The 20,683-nt window shown below is 37.5% G+C and carries 20 protein-coding genes; 3 read left to right on the top strand and 17 right to left on the bottom strand.

All coding sequences use genetic code 11. The annotated features are described in order from the left end of the window. Positions 1 to 544: 544 nt before the first annotated feature. The 6 genes from GVV19_RS08170 to GVV19_RS08145 all read right to left on the bottom strand — a co-directional run bounded on the left by GVV19_RS08170 (position 545) and on the right by GVV19_RS08145 (position 7,823). On the bottom strand, positions 545 to 1,435 hold the full coding sequence (locus tag GVV19_RS08170) for a choline kinase family protein (protein ID WP_159646961.1): 891 nt from the start codon (positions 1,433 to 1,435) through the stop codon (positions 545 to 547). A gap of 89 nt (positions 1,436 to 1,524) precedes the next feature. Next, entirely contained in the window at positions 1,525 to 2,292 is a 768-nt protein-coding gene (locus GVV19_RS08165; protein WP_159640421.1) for a response regulator transcription factor, read from the bottom strand. Continuing rightward, the gene (locus tag GVV19_RS08160; protein ID WP_159646959.1) at positions 2,285 to 3,970 is read right to left on the bottom strand and encodes a sensor histidine kinase; all 1,686 of its coding nucleotides are present in this window, start codon (positions 3,968 to 3,970) and stop codon (positions 2,285 to 2,287) included. The genes GVV19_RS08165 and GVV19_RS08160 overlap by 8 nt, the downstream gene beginning before the upstream one ends. Positions 3,971 to 4,021: 51 nt before the next feature. Beyond that, positions 4,022 to 5,683 carry an ABC transporter permease gene (locus GVV19_RS08155; protein ID WP_159646957.1) on the bottom strand — a complete coding sequence of 554 codons (1,662 nt, stop codon included), beginning with the start codon at positions 5,681 to 5,683 and terminating at the stop codon, positions 4,022 to 4,024. After that, positions 5,670 to 6,773 (bottom strand): ABC transporter ATP-binding protein, encoded by a 1,104-nt coding sequence (locus GVV19_RS08150; protein ID WP_159646955.1) that lies wholly within the window; start codon positions 6,771 to 6,773, stop codon positions 5,670 to 5,672. The genes GVV19_RS08155 and GVV19_RS08150 overlap by 14 nt, the downstream gene beginning before the upstream one ends. A gap of 24 nt (positions 6,774 to 6,797) precedes the next feature. Further along, positions 6,798 to 7,823, bottom strand: a complete 1,026-nt coding sequence (locus tag GVV19_RS08145; protein WP_159640412.1) for an ABC transporter substrate-binding protein — start codon at positions 7,821 to 7,823, stop codon at positions 6,798 to 6,800. A 320-nt stretch (positions 7,824 to 8,143) separates the two neighbouring features. Here GVV19_RS08145 and GVV19_RS08140 point away from each other — a divergent pair, with 320 nt between their 5' ends. Beyond that, complete coding sequence (locus tag GVV19_RS08140) at positions 8,144 to 8,944, top strand: hypothetical protein (protein ID WP_159646953.1); 801 nt, start codon at positions 8,144 to 8,146, stop codon at positions 8,942 to 8,944. Positions 8,945 to 8,976: 32 nt separating this feature from the next. Here the strand turns inward: GVV19_RS08140 and GVV19_RS08135 are convergent, their stop codons facing one another. Further along, positions 8,977 to 9,495, bottom strand: coding sequence for a GNAT family N-acetyltransferase (locus tag GVV19_RS08135; protein ID WP_159646951.1), 519 nt, complete (start codon positions 9,493 to 9,495; stop codon positions 8,977 to 8,979). Positions 9,496 to 9,919: 424 nt separating this feature from the next. On the opposite strand from GVV19_RS08135, the gene GVV19_RS08130 reads away from it, so the two are divergent. After that, positions 9,920 to 10,321: a DUF2513 domain-containing protein gene (locus GVV19_RS08130; RefSeq protein WP_159640400.1), complete on the top strand. Its 402-nt coding sequence runs from the start codon at positions 9,920 to 9,922 to the stop codon at positions 10,319 to 10,321. Between the two features lie 436 nt (positions 10,322 to 10,757). Here the strand turns inward: GVV19_RS08130 and GVV19_RS08125 are convergent, their stop codons facing one another. Continuing rightward, positions 10,758 to 11,330, bottom strand: a complete 573-nt coding sequence (locus GVV19_RS08125) for a YdcF family protein (protein WP_159646949.1) — start codon at positions 11,328 to 11,330, stop codon at positions 10,758 to 10,760. Between the two features lie 167 nt (positions 11,331 to 11,497). On the opposite strand from GVV19_RS08125, the gene GVV19_RS08120 reads away from it, so the two are divergent. Beyond that, positions 11,498 to 11,746, top strand: a complete 249-nt coding sequence (locus GVV19_RS08120; protein WP_159646947.1) for a hypothetical protein — start codon at positions 11,498 to 11,500, stop codon at positions 11,744 to 11,746. An 11-nt stretch (positions 11,747 to 11,757) separates the two neighbouring features. On the opposite strand, the gene GVV19_RS08115 is transcribed toward GVV19_RS08120, so the two are convergent. The 9 genes from GVV19_RS08115 to GVV19_RS08075 form a co-directional block, all read right to left on the bottom strand. After that, the gene (locus GVV19_RS08115) at positions 11,758 to 12,513 is read right to left on the bottom strand and encodes a copper homeostasis protein CutC (protein WP_159646945.1); all 756 of its coding nucleotides are present in this window, start codon (positions 12,511 to 12,513) and stop codon (positions 11,758 to 11,760) included. An 8-nt stretch (positions 12,514 to 12,521) separates the two neighbouring features. Continuing rightward, on the bottom strand, positions 12,522 to 13,913 hold the full coding sequence (locus GVV19_RS08110; protein WP_236262337.1) for an aspartate ammonia-lyase: 1,392 nt from the start codon (positions 13,911 to 13,913) through the stop codon (positions 12,522 to 12,524). A gap of 15 nt (positions 13,914 to 13,928) precedes the next feature. Continuing rightward, positions 13,929 to 15,038, bottom strand: a complete 1,110-nt coding sequence (locus tag GVV19_RS08105; protein ID WP_159646943.1) for a Sapep family Mn(2+)-dependent dipeptidase — start codon at positions 15,036 to 15,038, stop codon at positions 13,929 to 13,931. 1 nt (position 15,039) lies between these two features. Then, positions 15,040 to 15,996, bottom strand: coding sequence for a N(4)-(beta-N-acetylglucosaminyl)-L-asparaginase (locus GVV19_RS08100; protein ID WP_159646941.1), 957 nt, complete (start codon positions 15,994 to 15,996; stop codon positions 15,040 to 15,042). 16 nt (positions 15,997 to 16,012) lie between these two features. After that, the gene (locus tag GVV19_RS08095) at positions 16,013 to 16,531 is read right to left on the bottom strand and encodes a GrdB-related putative oxidoreductase (protein ID WP_159640379.1); all 519 of its coding nucleotides are present in this window, start codon (positions 16,529 to 16,531) and stop codon (positions 16,013 to 16,015) included. An 84-nt stretch (positions 16,532 to 16,615) separates the two neighbouring features. Then, the gene (locus GVV19_RS08090) at positions 16,616 to 17,974 is read right to left on the bottom strand and encodes a PTS sugar transporter subunit IIC (protein WP_159640376.1); all 1,359 of its coding nucleotides are present in this window, start codon (positions 17,972 to 17,974) and stop codon (positions 16,616 to 16,618) included. Further along, entirely contained in the window at positions 17,974 to 18,297 is a 324-nt protein-coding gene (locus GVV19_RS08085) for a PTS sugar transporter subunit IIB (RefSeq protein WP_159638664.1), read from the bottom strand. The genes GVV19_RS08090 and GVV19_RS08085 overlap by 1 nt, the downstream gene beginning before the upstream one ends. Before the next feature lie 134 nt (positions 18,298 to 18,431). Next, the gene (locus GVV19_RS08080; RefSeq protein WP_201288206.1) at positions 18,432 to 18,770 is read right to left on the bottom strand and encodes a PTS lactose/cellobiose transporter subunit IIA; all 339 of its coding nucleotides are present in this window, start codon (positions 18,768 to 18,770) and stop codon (positions 18,432 to 18,434) included. A 9-nt stretch (positions 18,771 to 18,779) separates the two neighbouring features. After that, on the bottom strand, positions 18,780 to 20,681 hold the full coding sequence (locus tag GVV19_RS08075) for a BglG family transcription antiterminator (protein WP_159646939.1): 1,902 nt from the start codon (positions 20,679 to 20,681) through the stop codon (positions 18,780 to 18,782). Positions 20,682 to 20,683: the final 2 nt, after the last annotated feature.

Here is a 20,683-nt window from a genome sequence, read left to right as displayed (position 1 = left end):
AATCATGTGTGCCCGTTTCCGTATATGGCCAATCGTTTTCTGTAGTATTGTTGTTACGTTTCATTTCTAGACCCTCTTCCACATATTTGTAATGTATATGACTGATATTGCTGGTAGATAATCAACCAAATCACAGCTTTTTTTAAATTGCTAACCTTATAGCTGTTGGAGTCACTTACAAATAGGTTCTTTAGAGTCATATCAAATTCACTCAAATCTTATCACCCCTCATTAAATAGACGAATGAGATTCAAAAAAGACTTAATTATTTAAATTTTTTTGCTCAAAATTTTAATTTACCTAAATCAAAGGATCATCAACAAGCATGGACCCCCACGACAATACATTGTTTATGTTGTTTTATCTCTGTATATATTAATCTATTTATTTTAATAATTCACGATTTAAGCACACAGTTTATCACAATCTTAACATTCCTTACCATTTCGACACTTCACACCATAAAGTATGTTCTTTTCATCGGTATACTAACAAGTTTTCCTGTGAAAATTGCGCTAAAGAAAACACACCTTATTGGTGTGTTCTATTTTTCATGAATCCTTTTAAGATTTTCTTTCAAACGTTGGAACCGCAGGTTTCCATACGCGATGAAATCCTCAGTTTCATGCTCTTCCTTCAAGGATTCTCGTATATAACCCCAAAGGCTCCACAATAAATCAATATACACTTTGTTTAATTGCAGTTGTAGGAAGTCTTCATCAGTGGGTTCTTTTCCAAGGTATGCATGGATAAACTGTCGGTCCATTGAATAGTTATAATCTGCTTCAATCGATACATCAGCAAGATCCCAATAGCGTGAATTCATTCCGCCATATTCCCAATCAACAAGAAACATATCACCTGTCTCGCTCACTATGAAGTTTTCCGGTAACGGATCATTATGACTAAGAACGCGTTTCATATCATGATTCTCATGATGCACATAAAGCAATAATACGTCATCGCGAATTGCTTGATAACCTTCTGGATAGTACCCTTCAAGTTGCGAAAGAGATGCTTCATACTTTTGCACCATTTCCATAACATCAAACTGAATGGGTAATGACGGTGCTGATTGGTGTAAATGTGCCAATAAATTTGCAGCTTTCTCTAAGTTTTCTGATTCTTGTAAACGTGTTGCATTCATTGTCAGTGCACCTGGTATGTATTGCGATATCTTTAAACCTGTGACATCATCAAAATGCATCAAAGGTGCATCTATATGCAACGGTGCAATTGTACGTACAATAAGACCTTCATGAGAACGGTTAATGATTGTATCTGTATCCTTACCTGCAAGGCGAATAACCAGATTTTTGTCTTTCGTTTCAACATTAAAATTTCTATTTGTGAGTCCTCCAAGTTGCGAAACACGCAAGGGTTCTCCAAGGTTTAATGTATGCAGTATTTTTGTAATTTCTTCCTGTTTTGTCATAACTATAGTGTAACAGATTTATTAAAATGTTCAATATATTTGATATTTTATATATTTTGAACAAATGTTGTTGTTAGTATTATGAGGTGTTATGTTCGTGAATAGTACGTTTTAACGATATTTGGCGCTACACCTACTACTTTGTGGAATACCTGATTAAAGTATTTATAGTCCGAAAAGCCGACCATATCCGCAATTTCGTACATATGATATGACTGTGTCTTAATCAGATCTAGAGCTTGCTGAATGCGAAACTTAGTCAAATACTCATTGAAGGTCATCCCAATAAACTTTTGAAAACGATTGTTGATTGAAGTTGAACTTTTCCCTGTATACATGCGAATATCTTCCAATGTTATTTTTTCATGATAGTGTTGCTGAATATATTCCAATGCTTTCATAATCGTGACAGAGGCAACAGCTGGGGTTTGCTGTAGGACGCAGTATATATCTGCGACCTCATTTGCCCCCTTCGCATAAGCACGCCGCATATGAATTTCATTAATTGCACGTTGGATGCTATGTGTTAATGCAGCATGATCTAAAGGTTTTAGCAGGTATTCTGTGACACCAAATTCAATCGCTTTTTTAGCATAATCAAATTCTGAGTGTCCACTAATGATAATCACACTGTATGTTTCTCTTGGTAAAAGTTCTAATAATGCGATGCCATCCATAATCGGCATGTTGATATCCAGAATAATAATATCTGGCTTTTCTTTTTCAATGAGGCGGTATCCTTCATTCCCGTTTGCTGCTTCCCCGACTACAGTGCACTTAAGTGCGTCCCAATCGATTGCGCGGCGAAGGCCTTTACGTATAATTGCCTCATCTTCAATAATACATACTCTATACATCTTTGTTACCTCCTTTGGGAATAATTAGCGATATATGCGTTCCCATCGTATCACTCTCAATTATGACTTTGCCATCATCTCCGTACAACAGTTCCATCCTTTGAAGTACACTCATAATTCCATATCCAACATGATGCGATTTACTGTCATAAGACTTCAATGCTTCGAGTTGTGCAGGATTCATACCGCCACCGTCGTCAATCACATGCAAGAAAATATGTGTTTCATTAGAATATCCTAAAACGCCCACAGTCAGCGTATCTTTATAGCGATAACCGTGCTTCAAACAGTTTTCAATTAATGGTTGAATCAAAAGCTTTGGTAATTGTTCCTGCAACACATCTTCGCCGATATCAATCGTATACACAAACCGTTCTTGAAGCCGCAATTTATTAACTTCTAAATAGAGTTTTATGTATTCAATATCTTCTGAGAACGGTACTTCATTGGCATCTGGGGTAATACTGTAGCGAAGTAAGCGGGTTGTGTTCAAAATCAATTTTTCAGCTAATTGTGGATCATCAACAATCAGATATCGTATCGTTTCTAGAGAATTGTAGAGGAAATGCGGGTTGAATTGTGCTTCAAGTTGCTTGATTTCCGCATTTTTCCGTAATTCTAGGAGGCGTTCATTACTCGAAATGAGTTCTGATAATTGCGTTCCCATGTCATTGAATGCATGCGCTAATTTTTCAAACTCATCGTGTGTTGTGAGCGAGACATGTGTTTCTAAATCACCATTCTTCATGCGATCAACTGCTTCAATCAAAGTCGCAATCGAACGGCTTGCTTCGCGACCAATTTTGCGAGCTGAAAGTTTATTAATACGCTCGACAATATATAAAGCAACCGCTACAACGACTGAGACAACCATAAAGGTTAAAGCCAGTGAATCTTTCTTCACGAGAACATGAATAATGAAGTTTTCCGATCCAAACATTTTCGAGTTTACCCGATAAGCAGTATGTTCAAGACTTAAGGTATCATTGGGAACATTTGGAAACTTCATTGATTTGGTCACAAAATCCCGAGATGTTGATGCAATGACATTATCAAATCGATCTGTTAGCACTAAGTGATTTCCCCTTTGATACTGCAAGAGTTCACTATAAACACTCGCATCCACAAAATATAGAACTTTAAGCCGGTTTTGATGCATGTCTGTATAATTACGACCATAGACAACTTTTGTAGACGGATCACTCCCTAAATTCGTAATCACAGTTGCGATTGTATCGTTTGAATTCAGACGTTCTAAAACTAGGCGATGATAATAGCGAAGAAAATCATTACCTTCTAATGACGGCTGCGTAATCAAAATGGGATAGTTTGCGTCGTCATACATAATCATATGAACATTCCCATCAAGACGCGAATTGATGGCATAATACTTCTGATAAATATCATTCGAATATACTTCTATATTTTCTTTCATGTCAGAAAAATCATGCCCTTCAGCATTGAAATCGAAAATTTCATCGATACTTGATTCGATGTGCATAACTTCTTGTGTTATATAAGATTGAACATTGCGAACTTCAAAAACATTTGTGTAAATGTAATATCCTAAAAATGTCAATCCGGCCATGAGTAAAGTGACCAGCAATGGGATGCGGCCATATTTGATAAATGTACCTTCGATTTTTTGCTCAAATGTTTTGAATTCAGAATGTTTCATAGACCTATTGTAATATATAAAGACAAAAAGAGAAAAAGGATTTACCTTTTTCTATATTTGTATATTTTTTCCTTTCGATAGTTTCATAAAGACAAGCAACGAAATTATTGTGAGTCCCGTAAGGATTGCTGATAAAGCGGCTGCGATTCCATAGTTTCCACGGATAACTTGCGTATAGATCGATACTGTCATTGTTTGTGTTTTTGAAGTATAGAGAATGATTGCTGTTGATAGTTCAGAGATCATCGTAATCCAGCTAAGAATAGCTCCTGAAATTACCCCCGCAGACATCATTGGAACTGTAATTTTAAAGAATGTTTTTGAGTTACTGGTTCCAAGCGAAATCGCTGCTTCCTCTACACTAATCGATATTTGTTGTAGTATTGCAACTGATGAACGGATTGTATACGGTAATCGACGTACAACCAGTGCAATAATCATAATAGTAAATGTTCCTGTAAGCATGAATGGTCGCTTCGACAATGAAGTTAACATGGCAATACCAAGTACAGTACCTGGAATAATGTAAGGAATCATTGAAACAGCATCAACTGTCGCGGTCAATGGATTGCGACGACGGACAGCTATATAGGCAATGATTACAGCCATAATTACAATAATAACAAGTGCAATTCCTGGAATAATGAAGGTATTTTGAATACTATTCCCTAGGCGTGAGAATGCTTCACGATAACTGTCCAATGAATATCCATCTACAAATATTAACCCTGATGTTTTAAGGAATGATGTATAGAAAACATAAACTTGGGGCATAAATGCAACTGCTACAACACCATAGACGAATGTATGAACCATCACAGATAATGATCGTTTCATCGGCTTCGGTTCGATGCTATGTAATGCACTCATTGAGAATTGATTACGGTTTGATAACCAACGTTGGAAGAGAAAGAAAACGGTAGTGAGTAGGATTGCAATTACAGAGATGGCAGCAGCAAATCCTGTATCTCCACCCATTTCTGAAATAAATTCATCGAAAATAAGTCGCGGGAAAGTTCGATACCCTTCACCAATAAGCATTGGTGTTCCAAAGTCAGCAAATGCTCTCATAAAGACAAGTAATGCGCTTGCGTAGATGGTTGGTTTGATTAACGGCAATACAACTTTGAAGAACCGTTTGAATCCTGTTATTCCCATGCTTTCTGATGCTTCAAATAGTGAATTATCGACACTGCTCAGTGCACCTTGAATATAGAGATAAACTAACGGAAATAGCTGTAACGTTAAGACTAATAAAATACCACTAAATCCATAAATATCTGGAATCACAATTCCAAAGGTACTCAACATAAATTTGGTAATTAAACCACTACGGCCCAGTAGCAGAATCCACGAGTACGCACCGATAAATGGCGCCGACATAGAACAAAGAATAATGATAATATTTAAGAATTTTTTACCTCTTACTTTATAAACAGTCGTAAAATATGCTAACGGTATTCCAATTAGCAACGTGAGTAACGTTGCGATAATTGTTACTTGAAAACTGTTGACGATTGTCTTGAGATAATACGGTTGGCTAAAGAATTTATTAAAATGTGTGAGTGTAAATCCACCAAGGCTCGGATCATAGATTGATTGAGCAAGAAGATTAACAATCGGGTAAATGAAGAAAAGTCCGTAAAGTACTAGTACAACTAATGTTGATGCTTTCCAAAAATCGGGTTTGCGTAATTTATTAAGTAAGGTCATGGTGAACACCTACAATCAAGTTCTCTTCTCCATCAGCCGTATACACGTTGATTTTTTCGATTTTAATCCCTACTTTAACAGTTTCACCTTCTTGATATAAGTGATTGATCGCTGACTCTTCAACGATATCTACCATATCTCCTGTTGCTAATTCAACCGTATAGTGAGTATTGAGACCTAAAAATACGGTTTTCTTCACGGTTCCTGTTGTGATGGCTGCTGATGGATCAGACGTAATTAAGAATTCCTCTGGTCGAATTGAAATTTTAACCAATTCTTCACTGCCGTTGCGAACCATTTTGGTTTCATCCAAATTAATCGTTGGACCATTGTTTAATGTTAAAGAAGCGTTCGTTAAATTCCCCGTTAGAATATTGGATCGACCAATAAATGTTGCGACAAATATGTTACGGGGACGCTGGTAAATATTTTGTGGTGTTCCAACATGTTGAATAACACCGTCTTTCATAACTGCAATTCGATCCGATACCGACATTGCTTCTTCTTGATCATGTGTCACATAGACAGTTGTAATGTTGACTGATTGTTGAATCTCTTTGATTGCTGTACGCATATCAATTCGGAGCTTGGCATCTAAATTACTAAGTGGCTCGTCCATTAATAATACATCTGGTTTGATGACAACTGCACGTGCCAAAGCAACACGTTGTTGTTGCCCTCCGGAAAGTCGTTCTGGCATACGATCTGCATAATCCGAAATTTGCATTGTATCCAACATTTCATTAACAGATTTTTGAATTGTCTCTTTATCCATTTTGCGATTTTTTAATCCAAAAGCAACATTATCAAATACTGTTAAATGTGGAAAGATCGCATAGTTTTGAAACACCATTCCAATATTTCGTTTTGATGGTTCCATGTCATTGATACGTTTTTCATTGAAGAAAAAATCGCCCCCTTCAATTGAGTTGAACCCCGCAATCATTCGTAATAGTGTTGTTTTTCCGCACCCAGATGGACCAAGAAGGGTGAAGAATTCACCCTCCTTGATTTCAATTGAGAGATCCGGAATGATTGTATTTTGGCCATAACGTTTTACAGCATTTTTGATTGAAATATTTACACTCATAATCTAACCCCGTTTCTAATCTAATTATTGTAATTCTGCAAATAATTTTGTGTAACGCTCTACAAGTTGTGTCTTATTCTGGTAGACATATTCCATGTCTTCATAAATTAATGGTAATGTTGAGTAATCTTTGAGGTGATCCCCTGTTGTCGCACCTTTACGTACTGGACGGTTTGTTAACTCAGAACCGAAGATATTTTGAACTTCTTCTGTAAGAAGGAAATCAATGAAAAGTTCTGCATTCTCTTTGTTCTTAGCATTTTTAATAATTCCAGATCCAGCAGGAAGGAAGACACTTCCTTCTTTCGGATAAACAATTTCGACATTTTTAGCACCATCTTTAACAAGTTTTGCTACAGGATCTTCGTAGGTTAACCCAACCCACATTTCTCCATCAACAACAGATTTATAAACTGAAGATGATCCAGACTGAATTTTGCCGTCCCATTGTTGAATTAATTTTCCAACATAGTCCCATGCCACATCGTTCATGTAGTCATCATCTGGACTCATTGCTAATAGAATATTTGTTAATTGGGCAAAAGCACTTGATGAATTTGATGGATCAGCAGTCGCAATCTTGCCTTTTAGTTCAGGTTGTAAAAGATCTTCATAACTTTCGATTTTGAGATCTTTCGTTAGCTCTTTGTTTACGATGAGGACACTTCCATCTAAAACTGTGTATGTAATGTATCCTGTGTCGTTTTTATACTCATCCACAACGTTTGCATCTTCTTTTGAAACGTACGGCTCAAACAAATCTTTGTTTGAAATATACTGCGTATAGGTTCCACCAAAAAGCACGTCGCCATATGGATTTTCTTTCTCTGACTGAATTCGTTTGACTAATTCACCCGTACCCGCAGAAATAACTTCAACTTTGATTCCTGTTTTTTCTTCAAAAAGTGGTACGACTGCATTAATCAAGCCTTCACTATTTGGGGAGTAAACAACAAGCTTTTTATTCTCTTCTGACTTACCTCCGCCAGAACATGCTACCAGCATTAATGTAACTAGAAGCAGAATACTAATGCGTTTGAACTTCTTCATATTTTCCTCCTGTATTGTATGAATACATGTCTTTCATATACATATAGTACTTGTTTGGTAACCGCTTTCACATACCTAAATTCAACAAAAATAGGGATTATATCACAATTGTATAAAAAATAAATCTTATACTAAATTCAAATATTCCGTTGATTGGTGTGATTTCTCCTATAAAATAAAGGAAATTTATTGTAAATTGATTGCTCGATACAATCACAGGTGGTAAAATTAGCACGATAACAATGCGGAGAATAGTAATGCTACGTTGAACCCCCACCTTTGACCAAAGGATACGTTATGCATTATGTCATAGAACAACCATGAAAAAAATTCTAATGTTAGGGACCCTACTACTTATGCTAGGCCTCTTAGTGTCGACCACTTACAGTTACTGGCAAAATATTTCGATCAAAAACAACATAGACACTGCGTCTGATATCTCCTTAAAAATCGGAACTTTTTCGTTACCAAGTATTCACCCAATTGGTGCTACTGAGTTTCAAGAGAATACCCGATACGTTGAAAGCAACGTCGTTTATTACAAGGATATGTATTTGCTACGGTATCGAACAGGATGGCATGATAAACTTCCAGATTCACCAGACATTTCGGAAGGCTATAGTGGCCATTACCGTTTCTACAGTAATCACCATTTCATCCAAGCACGCTACTTTATCAATGATTTGGTTATAATGAATGACATCGTGTACCGTGCAGATAATGGAGGTGCATCAAATATGACACCCGAACAGTCCGATGGTTGGAACGGGTGGAAGAAGATAGGCACTATCTCGGATTTGAAATGGCAAAAGACACGCGTTTATACTAAAGGTTCCATCACATATCACGAGCAAAAATTATATGTTGCGAACGAAACAATTCAATCAAATCAAAATCCCGAACCGGGTGTTGACTTCGGATGGAATCTTCAAAATACACTTCAGTACGATCCCTTTACGATTTATAAGAAATCGGATGAATCACCAACGATTGTTGTGTCATACGATTCGAATGGCGAGAACCGACTTTATCGCCTGAAAGCATCCTCAAATTATAAAAATGGTATTTATACGCAACCTGGACAAGACTCAACTGTTTGGGACCCCTATCCTTTTACTTGATACTAAAAGAGCATCGTATACGATGCTCTTTACTAATATTCAAGAAGCTTTGGATTGCTCTTTTCAATCGATTCCCAGAAATCGTGGTACTCTCGGGCTGTAAGTGGGTAATCAGTAGAAAGAATGGTAAAATCTTCGCCTCGCCAATTATATACAATTCTCGTTTCAAAGTAATGATTCTTTTTATAAAATTTTATTCTTCGGCGTCGAATTGGTGCATCAGATTTCTTAGGATGAACTACTTCGACATCTGCAAAAATCGTACGTTGATAACGTGCTTTAATTAACAATAATGTTGACGAACCCAACCCCTTGCTTTGAACTTTAGGGTCAATTGCAAAATAGATTAAATGTACTAGGGTATCAGTGAAAAGAACAATCGTGAAACCCACAAATACATCATCATCGAGTAAGACACAAATCTCACTATTCTTTCCTTCGTCTTCATAGATGTATGCTAAATTTTTCCGCTCATTTTCAGGAAATGCATTCTGGTATAACATCTCAACATCATTTTTATACACACCGGCAACAGGCTTTAAGGAAATCATAAGTATCTTCGGAATCTCGTTTCTATCTTAGGACTATCATACAGTGCGAACGGCTAAATGTAAATTTTGATTATCTAGGTTTCCTGCTAATTTCATAAGCCTTTTCAATGCTGATATACTCATTTTTAGTAAGTTCCAAGATGCTATAGAAGAAACATAACTTGTGTTCTTTGTCAGAATATAAACAAGCCAATTGCATTGATTCTTCTGAAACTTTGTTTTATGCATATAAATTGGCTCCAGTTTCTATTAATATTAGCCATAATCGACTTAAAATCAATCCAAAGACTACAATTTTTTCTAACATGACATTTAATAGTAGATTCGACTTAGTAAGTATGATGCAAAGAAATATCAATAAATATCTTCATGCGAAATTAAAAACACCTTTACTGGTGTATAATTTAGATAGGAGGTAATTCATATGACTTTAAATATAGATTGTATTCGCGACGTATTGATGACTTACATTACGAAGAAAACTGATGCTTCAAAGATCATCACCCAAGCTGACTTGAATCTAGAAATGTACTCAGAACAAGATGTAACCGATAGTCTAAGACATATCCATAATGAACACATAGGAACTGTTGAGTTTTCGGATTCCTATGATTACAATCCGAAACAAACCTATATCATTGGTATTACGGATCATGGACTTTCGTTTGTTGATGCAGTTAAGGATCCAACGCTCTTCGAGGAATTTAAAAATATCATCGCAGCAAAGTATCCTATTTATGATTTAAGTATTTTTGTGTATGGATACCATGCTTATTTAGCAACTAAATATGGTAGAACGACAGATGATCGTAACACTGTGCAATGAAACCAGCGATAGCAAAATTAATACGGATTCTGCTTTGGTTTGTCGCCTTTCTTCCCATTGTTACTTTTAGTTTTTTTCTAATTACAATGTACACTACTTGGGATTTTATTATGCCGACACCCACCCATCAATTTTAAGCTGGCATAATTATAGTAGGAACCTACATTCTTGCCTATTGTACCGTTGCTAAAAACAAGTATATGAATCTTTTGGGTGTATTATTGATGGTACTTTGGGTTTCCTATTTGTTTATCGAAAACTCTCATAAATTTCCGCCGATCAAAACTGCACCTCTGTTTGTAATCTACTTCGGAACAATCCTTTCAATTACATGTATTATTAACCATTTCGAATCGCTTTAATGATTTAGAAAGAAACTCTATCAATTTGATAGAGTTTTAGTTTTGATTAGAAATCACGAAGTCATTTATTTGTTCTAGTGTGTAAATATTAAATGATAGCCCAATGCGACAACCTCGCGAAGATACGATACGAAAGTTGCTTTCGTTTTAGACGGTGCCGCAAGACCGTAAACTGTGTTTACTCCATTTTGGGTAGCAGTTCGCTTTGCGCGATAGATATGAAAATCATTACTTACTACAATTGCAGTTGAAATGTCGTGGAGTTTAGCTGCATTTTGAATATTTTCGACGGTAGTTGTAGAGGTCGATTCAACGATAATCCGATTTGCATCAATTCCTTTGGACTTCAGATATCTGCCCATAACTACACCCTCTGGTTCTATTTCATCCGGACCTTGACCACCGGTCACAATCACAACCGTCTGAGGATTCGTTTGCAAATATGGAACCGCTGCATCTAAGCGTTCTTTTAAAATTGGTGATGGTTCATTTCCCCAAGCTTTCGCACCAAGAACAATCATTGTATCGATTCTTTGAGGGGGAACTTCACGATATGTCGATAATATGAGTCCAAACACAAGAAGCGCATAAATTACACCAACACCAATAATTCCAACAAGCCATTGTAGAATCGTTTTTCGTTTCATATCGCAGCCTCACCTTTTCTAACTTCATCTAACGTTTGTAGTTCAATTTCATTTATCGTACCACAATCATTGCACCTGCAACACACACATTATCTTACAATTATCAAATTTTGCCAAAACTTGATATAATGAACGCAGCTAACAACTATACTGAAAGGAAACTATCAATGAAAAGAATTAAGAATTTAACGAATGCCCTCTCAATTTATATTATCGTGTATTATTTTTTTGCTTCAGTGATATCCGAGGTTGACATCCGATTCGGCGTTTCAAATAGCGCATATTTTAATGCAGCTATATTCTTTAAGTCCTTTATTTATGTTGGGCTTCTCCAGCTTATTGTTGCTATCGCCTTTCTCTTTTATGAGCAGCGTTGTAACGAATCTCGAGAAGAACACATCGACAAAAACGAATAATAAAAGCAGTTTCACATTGAAACTGCTTTTTTGGTATTAATAACATCTATCATTTCTTTCAGTTTTACTGGATCGACACCATCATAGTCACCAAGATCGCTAAAAGCATACGAGACATTTTCCGTGCGAGTGGTTGGGTCTTCGTTCCATCCTTTGAACGAACCATGTAATTGTTTTACACCTGTTTGATCGATGAGTGTAAGTGCGTTTGCTGCATTAATTCCTGAACCTAAGCATAATTCAATACGATTACCATATTGAGCTTGTAGTGTTTTAAGAAGTGCAACACCTTCAATTGCAGTTTCTTTCAATCCGCTCGTTAAGATACGATCTACGCCACATTCGATCAACACTTCGATTGCTGCAAAAGGATCCTCGACACAATCAAAAGCACGGTGAAAAATAGCTTCAATACCATGCTCATGGCATAGTTCGACAAAGCTTTGTGTCAAGGATGCATCGACACTTCTATCAGCATTGAGAAAACCAAAGACCAAACCATCCGCGCCTGCTGCGATTAATTGCTTCGCATCCACGAACATTGTTTCAACTTCCATTGGATTATAATGAAAACCTCCCGGTCTTGGTCGAACCATTGCAACAATAGGAAGTTTCGTCACACGACGCGCCATAACGAGGGTACCAATACTTGGCGTCAACCCTCCGAGATGAATTCCGTTGTTTAATTCTATACGATCAGCACCACACTGTTCTGCAATTTCGCAATCACTTGTTGATGCCGCAAGTACTTCAACACAATATGTCATAATGTCTCCTAACGTGGATGAATCATGGACTCAGGTCGTAAAGCATCATCCACTTCTGCTTCACTCATTAGTTGCTGTTCCAATACAATTGTACGTAACGATTTGTTTTCTTTTAAGGCTTGTTTTGTTATTTCTGAAACCTTTGCATATCCTAAGTGTTTAACAAGAGCTGTCGCCATTGCTAATGAATGTTCAACATAATCATGAACCCGATGTTCATTCACTTTTAGATCCTGAATAGCATGGAGTCGAAGTGTCGAGCATGCGTGACGTAAAATCTCTAAAGATTCAAACAAATTATAGAATAATACTGGTTCAAAAACATTTAACTCCATTTGACCCGCTTCCGCCGCCATTGTGACAGTCGCATCATTACCAATTACTTGAAAGCACACCTGATTTACAACTTCTGGAATAACAGGATTTACTTTGCCAGGCATGATTGAACTTCCTGGTTGTTTTTCAGGAAGAAAGATTTCATTAAAACCAACTTTAGGTCCCGATGCCATCATTCGGATATCATTGCAAATTCGTGACAATCCAATCGCAAATGTTTTTAAAGAAGCGTGAACATAGGCAAATCCGTCGACATGTTTCGTCGCATCAACGAGGTCTTCAGCACTTACAAACGATTTCCCTGTAATCTTACTTAAATTAGCCACAGCTTTCTCGCGATAACCTGGAACCGAATTAATTCCCGTCCCAACCGCAGTTGCACCCAGATTTACGACTTGCATTTCACTAAGTGCATGCTTAAAACGATGAATATCTCGTTGTAAAACAGACTCATAACTTTGAAATACCTGACCCATAGAAATTAGGACGGCATCTTGAAGATGCGTTCGGCCAACCTTTATAATCGAAGCAAACTCCACCGATTTTGCGTGAAATGCGTCAGCTAGAAAATACATCTCTTCAAGAAGCAGCATACCGAGATTTAAAACTGTTAATTTCCCAGCTGTTGGAATGATATCGTTGGTTGACTGCGCACGATTTACGTGATCATTGGGATGCACAAAATCGTAAATACCGATTGGTTTATTTAAAATTTGCGCTGCCCGATTGGCAATAATTTCGTTCACATTCATATTCATCGATGTTCCTGCTCCACCTTGAATCGCATCTGTAACAAATTCGTGCTTATGCAATCCTTGAATGATTTCATCACACGCTTCCACAATCGCATCACTTCGAACACTATCTAATTCGTCTACTTCATGATTCGCGAGTGCACATGCTTTTTTTACTTGTGCTAAGGCAATGTACATCATATCGTTGACATGACGACCCGTAATTTGAAAATTATCGAGCGCTCTGACAGTCTGAGCACCATACAACGCATCAAAAGGTACCTTGACCTCCCCCAAAGAATCCTTCTCAATTCGAAATTTATCGTTCATCATCATGATCTCCTGTTATAGATTTCTCAGTTTATACAAGGCATTGCTATATATTTTACCATTATTGCGGATATCTTCAAGATTCATCCATTCATCCGGTAAATGAGCAATATCTTTTTGGCCTGGAAAACTAGGACCATAAGCAATAATATTTGGAATTATTTTGGCGTAAGTACCACCTGTGGTCGTCACCGGAAGCAATCGAGTTCCTATAACCTCTTCATAGGCATCTGTCAGCAACGTAATTTCATTCGATTCTTTATCGTAAAATACAGGATCCCAATTATGGGCACATATCACTTCAATTGAATCTGGAACTACAGCTTTGATCATTTCGATCAATTCGGATATTGGTTTGGCATTGGGATAGCTTAATGATATTTGGAACATTAGATTTTCTTCAATGACACCCAGTTTATATCCACGCATGATCATTTCACCAAAATCATCATCCCGAACATTAATACCCAATTTAACACCGTTCGTTGGACTGGATAGAATATACTCATTCACGAATGCGTTAAACGATTCCAGCGATCCATGATTGACGAACTGAATGAGTGCCCGTCCCCGTTCACCGTAGACAGCAGGCCATTTACAATCTGGTGTCCAGCCAAACACAGGAGGTTTTTCCTTGGTAAGGTAATGTTGCACACATCCGAATCCTGATTCTTCGTTGGTTCCAAAAACAATGCGGACTGGTTTATTGAAAGTTACTCCGAGTTCTTTGAGAGCATAAAGAGCATATAAGTTCGTTAAGATGGGTCCCTTATTATCAAGAACTCCGCGACCATAAATACGACCGTTATCAATGACACCTTTAAGTGGTGGGTATTGCCACCCTTCACCCAAAGGCACAACATCAACGTGACCGAAAATACCGATATAGTCACCATCACCCTCGCCATATTGCGCATAGCCAATAATGTTGTCGATATTTTTTGTTTTAAAGCCAAGTTCTTCAGCAATCGCTAATACTTCTAGCAAAGCCTTTTTAGGCATCTCACCATACGGTGCATCTGGTGTATGCACGCCTTCAACCGATTCAATCGCTACGAGTCGTTGAATCGACTGCAGTAACTCTGGCATTAATGCATCTATTTTTTCATATATTTGAGGTATCATGTTACTTTTCCTCCAATGGTTTCATGCGATCCGTTAGATATTGCTCCAACCATGCTTCAGATGCAACTTCATGAACCATCGTATCACCAACACGTTTTGTTGTGTATACAGTGTTAGGTTGTGCTTCGGTTGCGACTGCGAATGAGAAATTATCGATATTCGACGCAACGCCCCACTCACCGTTTTGGTTCATAGCAACAATTGAGATATCACCGGCTTTTCCGCGACGTTTGATAAGTTCACGATCTAGATCAAAAGTAACTTTATTGACAGCATCTTGGGGGCTCATTCCCGTTTTCATGAGTCGTACAACTTCATAAGATACGACACCTTTCATGAGATCTTCGCCAAGACCAGTTGCGGATGCACCACCCGCTTCACTGTCTGCATAAAGACCAGAACCGATGATTGGTGAATCCCCAACACGTCCTTTTTTCTTCATGAATAAGCCGCTTGTTGATGTACCTGCTACAACATGACCTGCACGATCTAGTGATACCATTCCGACTGTATCATGTCCTGAATATGGACTAATTTCTGTATCGCGCAAGTCCTTAACGCGATTTTTATAATGAATTTTAGCACGATCTGTAAGCATATTCTTTCGTTCAAAACCGTGTTTATGAGCATACGCTTCAGCACCTGCACCCACAAGTAGATTATTCACAGGGAACGCACTAAGAGAACGTGCAATTGAAATTGGGTTCGCAAAGTCTTTGAGGGCTGCTACTGCGCCAACATCAAAACTTGTTCCATCCATATAAGCAGCGTCTAATTCAACTTCCATTTCTTCATTTGGTAATCCGCCATATCCTACAGATTTATAAAACGGGAAATCTTCAACTGCTTTGATTGCTGTTTCTATGGCATCACCCGCACTTCCACCATCTTGAAGATTTACTACAGCATCATCAATACCTTCTTTAGCCATTCGCCACGTTGCAATAATACCCCACATAGAGCGTACCTTCCTTCTAATAAATGTAGTCTTTAATTAATTCCATATTACCATTGTTCGTTTTTACGTCAATGACTTTCGCCATATTTGCAAATGAGTCACGCAATCCCGTGCCACCTTTTTTAGGCATTTTTACCATAGTCACAAGATCCTTAAACTCTTGGATAACCGTGTCATTCTCAACAGAGCACATAACAATTGCTTTCGCATCCGTTTGTGTTTCAATTGCGTTCGCTAATATTGCGGACATATGGGCATAATCTTTGTAGTTAAAGCATGGACCACATATAACCATTTCAGCTTTTAACTTATTGACCAATCCAACAACTTTACGAACGACTTCATCTTGATTATCAAAGAAATACTGATTGCCACAATACATCGTTGCAAGAACCGAAGCATTCACATCTTTAAGGTTACTCTCAAACATATGATAGGAACCGATTCCACCTTTTTCAACAGCAAGTTCAACATTGGGACGTTCTTTCCCACCAGCACCTGCTTGGGTTTGATCAAAAAATAATAATGTACGCATGAAGCATACCTCCTTTAAATAAAGCAAAGCAGCTTTATATCCCGTCTCGATGTCAGGAAAGCTGCTTTGGCAAATTATGAATTCTTACAGATCATCAAATGAGATATCATCGAGTGAAATGCCATCGAGCTCATCAATTGTGTCGTTTTCACTACCTTTTAAGCTTTCTTCATGAAGATATTGTTTATCAAGAATCTTGAAGAATGGGTAGTAAAGGAAGCAGTCGAGAACGACCAATCCAATTTGGAATATACCGGCAAAGATACTTCCGGTCGATAGCCAACCTGAGAAGAAGAATGGTGTCGTCCACGGTAACGCAATTCCCGTTGTCAGTGGTATGAGTCCCGTCGTCATCATTATCGTCGATAGAATTGAGTTAATCACAGGTACAAATAAGAATGGAATAATGATAATTGGGTTCAGAACAACTGGTAATCCAAAAATGATCATTTCATTAATACCAAAGATTCCTGGAACAATTGAGAGACGACCCAATTGTTTGAGGCGTTGTGATTTCGCAAAGAACATCATGACAATAACGAGTGATAAGGTTGAACCACCACCACCAAAGTTTGAGAAGAAATCTCTAAATGGTCCAGTGAAGATATATTGTAGTGGTTGTCCAGCTTCAAATGCTGAAAGGTTTGCCAATGTCATTGCTTCATGAATTGGTCGGAACACTGTATTTGTAACAGCTGGACCGTTAATTCCGAAGAACCAGAATAAGTTACTTAAGAATTGGTAAATAACATCAAATGCTTTAAATTCTCCAAAGCCCATTAACGGTGCTTGAAGTACTTTATAGATAAAGACGTGTGCATATTCAAAGCTTGTTGCTGAGAATCCGATACGTGTTAGGAAGAAAACTACGAATACAAATGCACTTGGGATCAATGCAGCAAATGATTCCATAACTGCAGGTGGTACCCCTTCAGGTAATTTAATAATCCACCCTTTGTGATGAACCCATGCAAAGATTTTTACAGAAATTAGGGCAACAATCATTGCCAAGAAAATTCCTTGTGAACCAAGAACGCCAAATGAGAATCCTCGGAATGCTTTTCCAGCTTCATTGACATATTCTGGATAGCTTGTTTGTGTAAGGATTAGGAATGAAACAAGTGCAACAACACCACCTGAAATTCTATCAACCTTGAGTTCTCGAGCAAAGGCATATCCAATACCAACAACTGTTAGAATCGAAATAACATCAAATGTAGCGGAAACAACAGATGATAGTTGACGATCCCACCCTGCACCGAAGATACTTGCCATGAATTCCGGATACCCCTGAATCGGGAAGTTGGCAATAAGTAAGAAGATCGATGCAACAATAATAAATGGTGTACTTATAATAAATCCATCACGAATAGCTGATAGAACTTTATTTTTACTGAGCTTCTCCGCTATCGGAGCAAGCACTCTCTCTAGTGTATCAAACATTATTTTTTATTCTCCTTCATGAGTAAAATTGATCGTTTAAGAACACGTTCTCCATCCACATTCCCATAGTCTTCAAGACTGATGACTTCAATAGGAATCCCCAAATGTCCGAATTTTTCAATAGTTGGCTCCAAGCGGTATTTAACTTGAGGACCCAAAAGAATAACATCTGGGTTAAATTCATTCACAATTGCTTCCATCTTAGAATCTGAAAAAGCTTTAACTTCAATGGGTAAGTTATGGGTATCAGCGACTGATTGCATCCTACTTGCAAGTAGACTTGTAGACATCCCAGCATTACAGAATAAATAGACACGTTTCATAGGATTCTCTCCCTCCTTTATGTACTTTTAGTATACCGCACAATGAAAGTGCTTCCACCTAAGGACATTTCCTAAGTAAACGGAACAAAATTACGTGATTTTATGTGATACAAAAAAAGAACTCTGACGAGTTCTTAAGATTGAGTTTGGATTAGTTGTTCGAGCGTATGAATTTTTTCATAGCTTGCAACCAACTGTTCCGCAAGAATTTTAATTGTTTCAGCTGCCATTAATTGATCTTCAGCATGCATCAAGATTAAATTTAAAGCTGTCTTTTCACCACTAGCTTCTTTTTGAATTAAGCCAAAATGAGCTTCATGCCCTTGGACACGATATGCTTCACCCTCTTCGATTAGTGCACGTGCTTTATCAAAATCATATGCATTTGCATAGGTCATTGCTTCCATAAACGATGATTTCGCTGCGCCTACAGCACTAATAATTTTAAAACTCACTAATTCTAAATCTTCCATAATTTCCTCCTAGTCGTTCATCATCCAATGAACAAATTCATTTCTATTTTTTGATTGAAGTAGTTTCGACATTTTTTCGGTATTGGTAATGGTTTCTGACAACCAATCGAAGAATAGCCACATCTTTGCACTATCTTCTTCTGTTATTGCGAGTAACATGACCAGTTTCACATCATAACTGCCCCAGCGTATTGGTTTTTTCAACAATGCAACAGCAACTTTAGACTGATGACTTTCCAAATCCAGCGGATGTGGAATTGCGATGGCATAAATAAAGGACGTCGATGACATCTTTTCTCGATCTAAGACCGATTGCTTAAAATGCTCCGAAACAATAAAGTTATCTTGAAGTGCCTTTGAAACATAATCAATGACTGCTTCTGGTGTATCCAAATCTAAATTATTGAAGAAAAACCGTTCATCAATTAGCGTCCCAAATTGATTTCCAAATTCATGTTTAAAGCGATTCTTATCCATCTCATTTAAAACTCTAAAGATTTTACTCTCATCATCATGATTGACAAACATCGAAATTTGTACTGTTGGTATTTCAAGACTATGTTCGATTGGTAAAATTGAGATGATTAAATCAATGTCATGATTCAATACATCTTTTTCAACAAAATACTCCTGAATTTCAGCAATTTCAATTCGGTCTTTAAACATGTTGGTGATCTTTCCTTTTGTCAATTTCGACAAGCTGCGGTTATTAGGGGCAATCAACATTACTTGATATTTTTTAGAACTGGATAAACGGTCATAAGCCGCACCTATATGAATTGCTATGAAACCAACCTCAGACTCTGATAATTCAAATCCAAACGCATTTCCAATCAATCGGCTCACCACTAACCCCATTTCAAAAATTAGGGGATATGATTTTTTTATTTCTTGTAAATGGGCATTAGGAATTACGGTTTCATTCGTGACGCGCATAACGAGCGATTGCAAGTGTAAGCGAAGTCCGTTTTGAAAATCCTCATCATCTGTGAAATCCAAATCAAACGTTTGAAAGATAACATCCGTTAAATCAGCAAGTAGCTTCGAGATATTGACATCCTTCCCTTCATATTGAAGGGTTTCACTCAGTTTTACAGCGTTCTTATATCCCATAAGAATAGTTGCTAGTGCCTCAGCTTCAACTTCTGAATATGTAATTGGTATCATCGTAACTATCTTATGAAAGAAATCTTGAGCAATTTGAAACTCTACACTGTCCTGAAGATTATTATTGCTTTTATCCAAGTAGTGACCACTAAGCATGCGTTCGATGGTAATTCCAATATGAACAACAATCATTGGCACAGCAGTCTCTCGCACTTGATAATTATAATCGGCAAGTGTCGCTTCAAATATTTCCGTAACACGCACAAGATCAAAGCGCTTATACAATGATGCCGTTCGATTAATATTAATGAAATTGTCTTTAATTTCGTCTGCTAGCAAATCACGATAAATTTTTCGCTTCACGTGTTCATTTCCATCAAAGTATATATGATTGTCAGTTCGGACCAATTTTAAGCCTCCATAGGGCTTTATTAACTCCCGGATACGCTTGATATCGCCTTCAATGGTATGCTCACTAACAAATAATGCTTCTTGCAATGCAACAATACTGCGGCGTTGTTTGCTGAATAGTAGTTCTTTTATAATGTATATACTTCGCTCGTTAGGTGTTTGCGGGATAATTTCATCGGATGCTTCTTTGTATTTTTGATAAATTGATAACTCAATTAAGTATCCTTCACGCGTGCTTGATGCAACGATACCAGGATAGTTTTGGTTGAGGGCATCGATATCCGATCGAATTGTTCGATCCGTAACACCCACAACTTTGGACAACTCTTTTCCTTTAATCCATGCGTCTTGCTCTGATAGGTACTCAAGAATTTTTCGTTGTCTTGAATTCAAGA

Source organism: Erysipelothrix anatis (genome assembly GCF_009828745.1).
GTDB lineage: Bacteria > Bacillota_I > Bacilli_A > Erysipelotrichales > Erysipelotrichaceae > Erysipelothrix > Erysipelothrix anatis.
Note: the sequence above shows the minus strand (reverse complement) of the source record. Positions and strands in the feature narration are given on the sequence as shown.

What these genes read in the sequence shown, in the direction of transcription:
- GVV19_RS08150 (WP_159646955.1), bottom strand. Translation starts at nt 6,773, where the DNA reads ATGAGTGTAAATATTTCAATCAAAAATGCTGTAAAACGTTATGGCCAA.
- GVV19_RS08105 (WP_159646943.1), bottom strand. Translation starts at nt 15,038, where the DNA reads ATGATACCTCAAATATATGAAAAAATAGATGCATTAATGCCAGAGTTA.
- GVV19_RS08170 (WP_159646961.1), bottom strand. Translation starts at nt 1,435, where the DNA reads ATGACAAAACAGGAAGAAATTACAAAAATACTGCATACATTAAACCTT.
- GVV19_RS08100 (WP_159646941.1), bottom strand. Translation starts at nt 15,996, where the DNA reads ATGTGGGGTATTATTGCAACGTGGCGAATGGCTAAAGAAGGTATTGAT.
- GVV19_RS08140 (WP_159646953.1), top strand. Translation starts at nt 8,144, where the DNA reads ATGAAAAAAATTCTAATGTTAGGGACCCTACTACTTATGCTAGGCCTC.
- GVV19_RS08165 (WP_159640421.1), bottom strand. Translation starts at nt 2,292, where the DNA reads ATGTATAGAGTATGTATTATTGAAGATGAGGCAATTATACGTAAAGGC.
- GVV19_RS08080 (WP_201288206.1), bottom strand. Translation starts at nt 18,770, where the DNA reads ATGGAAGATTTAGAATTAGTGAGTTTTAAAATTATTAGTGCTGTAGGC.
- GVV19_RS08160 (WP_159646959.1), bottom strand. Translation starts at nt 3,970, where the DNA reads ATGAAACATTCTGAATTCAAAACATTTGAGCAAAAAATCGAAGGTACA.
- GVV19_RS08120 (WP_159646947.1), top strand. Translation starts at nt 11,498, where the DNA reads ATGAAAAGAATTAAGAATTTAACGAATGCCCTCTCAATTTATATTATC.
- GVV19_RS08085 (WP_159638664.1), bottom strand. Translation starts at nt 18,297, where the DNA reads ATGAAACGTGTCTATTTATTCTGTAATGCTGGGATGTCTACAAGTCTA.
- GVV19_RS08090 (WP_159640376.1), bottom strand. Translation starts at nt 17,974, where the DNA reads ATGTTTGATACACTAGAGAGAGTGCTTGCTCCGATAGCGGAGAAGCTC.
- GVV19_RS08145 (WP_159640412.1), bottom strand. Translation starts at nt 7,823, where the DNA reads ATGAAGAAGTTCAAACGCATTAGTATTCTGCTTCTAGTTACATTAATG.
- GVV19_RS08115 (WP_159646945.1), bottom strand. Translation starts at nt 12,513, where the DNA reads ATGACATATTGTGTTGAAGTACTTGCGGCATCAACAAGTGATTGCGAA.
- GVV19_RS08130 (WP_159640400.1), top strand. Translation starts at nt 9,920, where the DNA reads ATGACTTTAAATATAGATTGTATTCGCGACGTATTGATGACTTACATT.
- GVV19_RS08110 (WP_236262337.1), bottom strand. Translation starts at nt 13,913, where the DNA reads ATGAACGATAAATTTCGAATTGAGAAGGATTCTTTGGGGGAGGTCAAG.
- GVV19_RS08125 (WP_159646949.1), bottom strand. Translation starts at nt 11,330, where the DNA reads ATGAAACGAAAAACGATTCTACAATGGCTTGTTGGAATTATTGGTGTT.
- GVV19_RS08095 (WP_159640379.1), bottom strand. Translation starts at nt 16,531, where the DNA reads ATGCGTACATTATTATTTTTTGATCAAACCCAAGCAGGTGCTGGTGGG.
- GVV19_RS08155 (WP_159646957.1), bottom strand. Translation starts at nt 5,683, where the DNA reads ATGACCTTACTTAATAAATTACGCAAACCCGATTTTTGGAAAGCATCA.
- GVV19_RS08135 (WP_159646951.1), bottom strand. Translation starts at nt 9,495, where the DNA reads ATGATTTCCTTAAAGCCTGTTGCCGGTGTGTATAAAAATGATGTTGAG.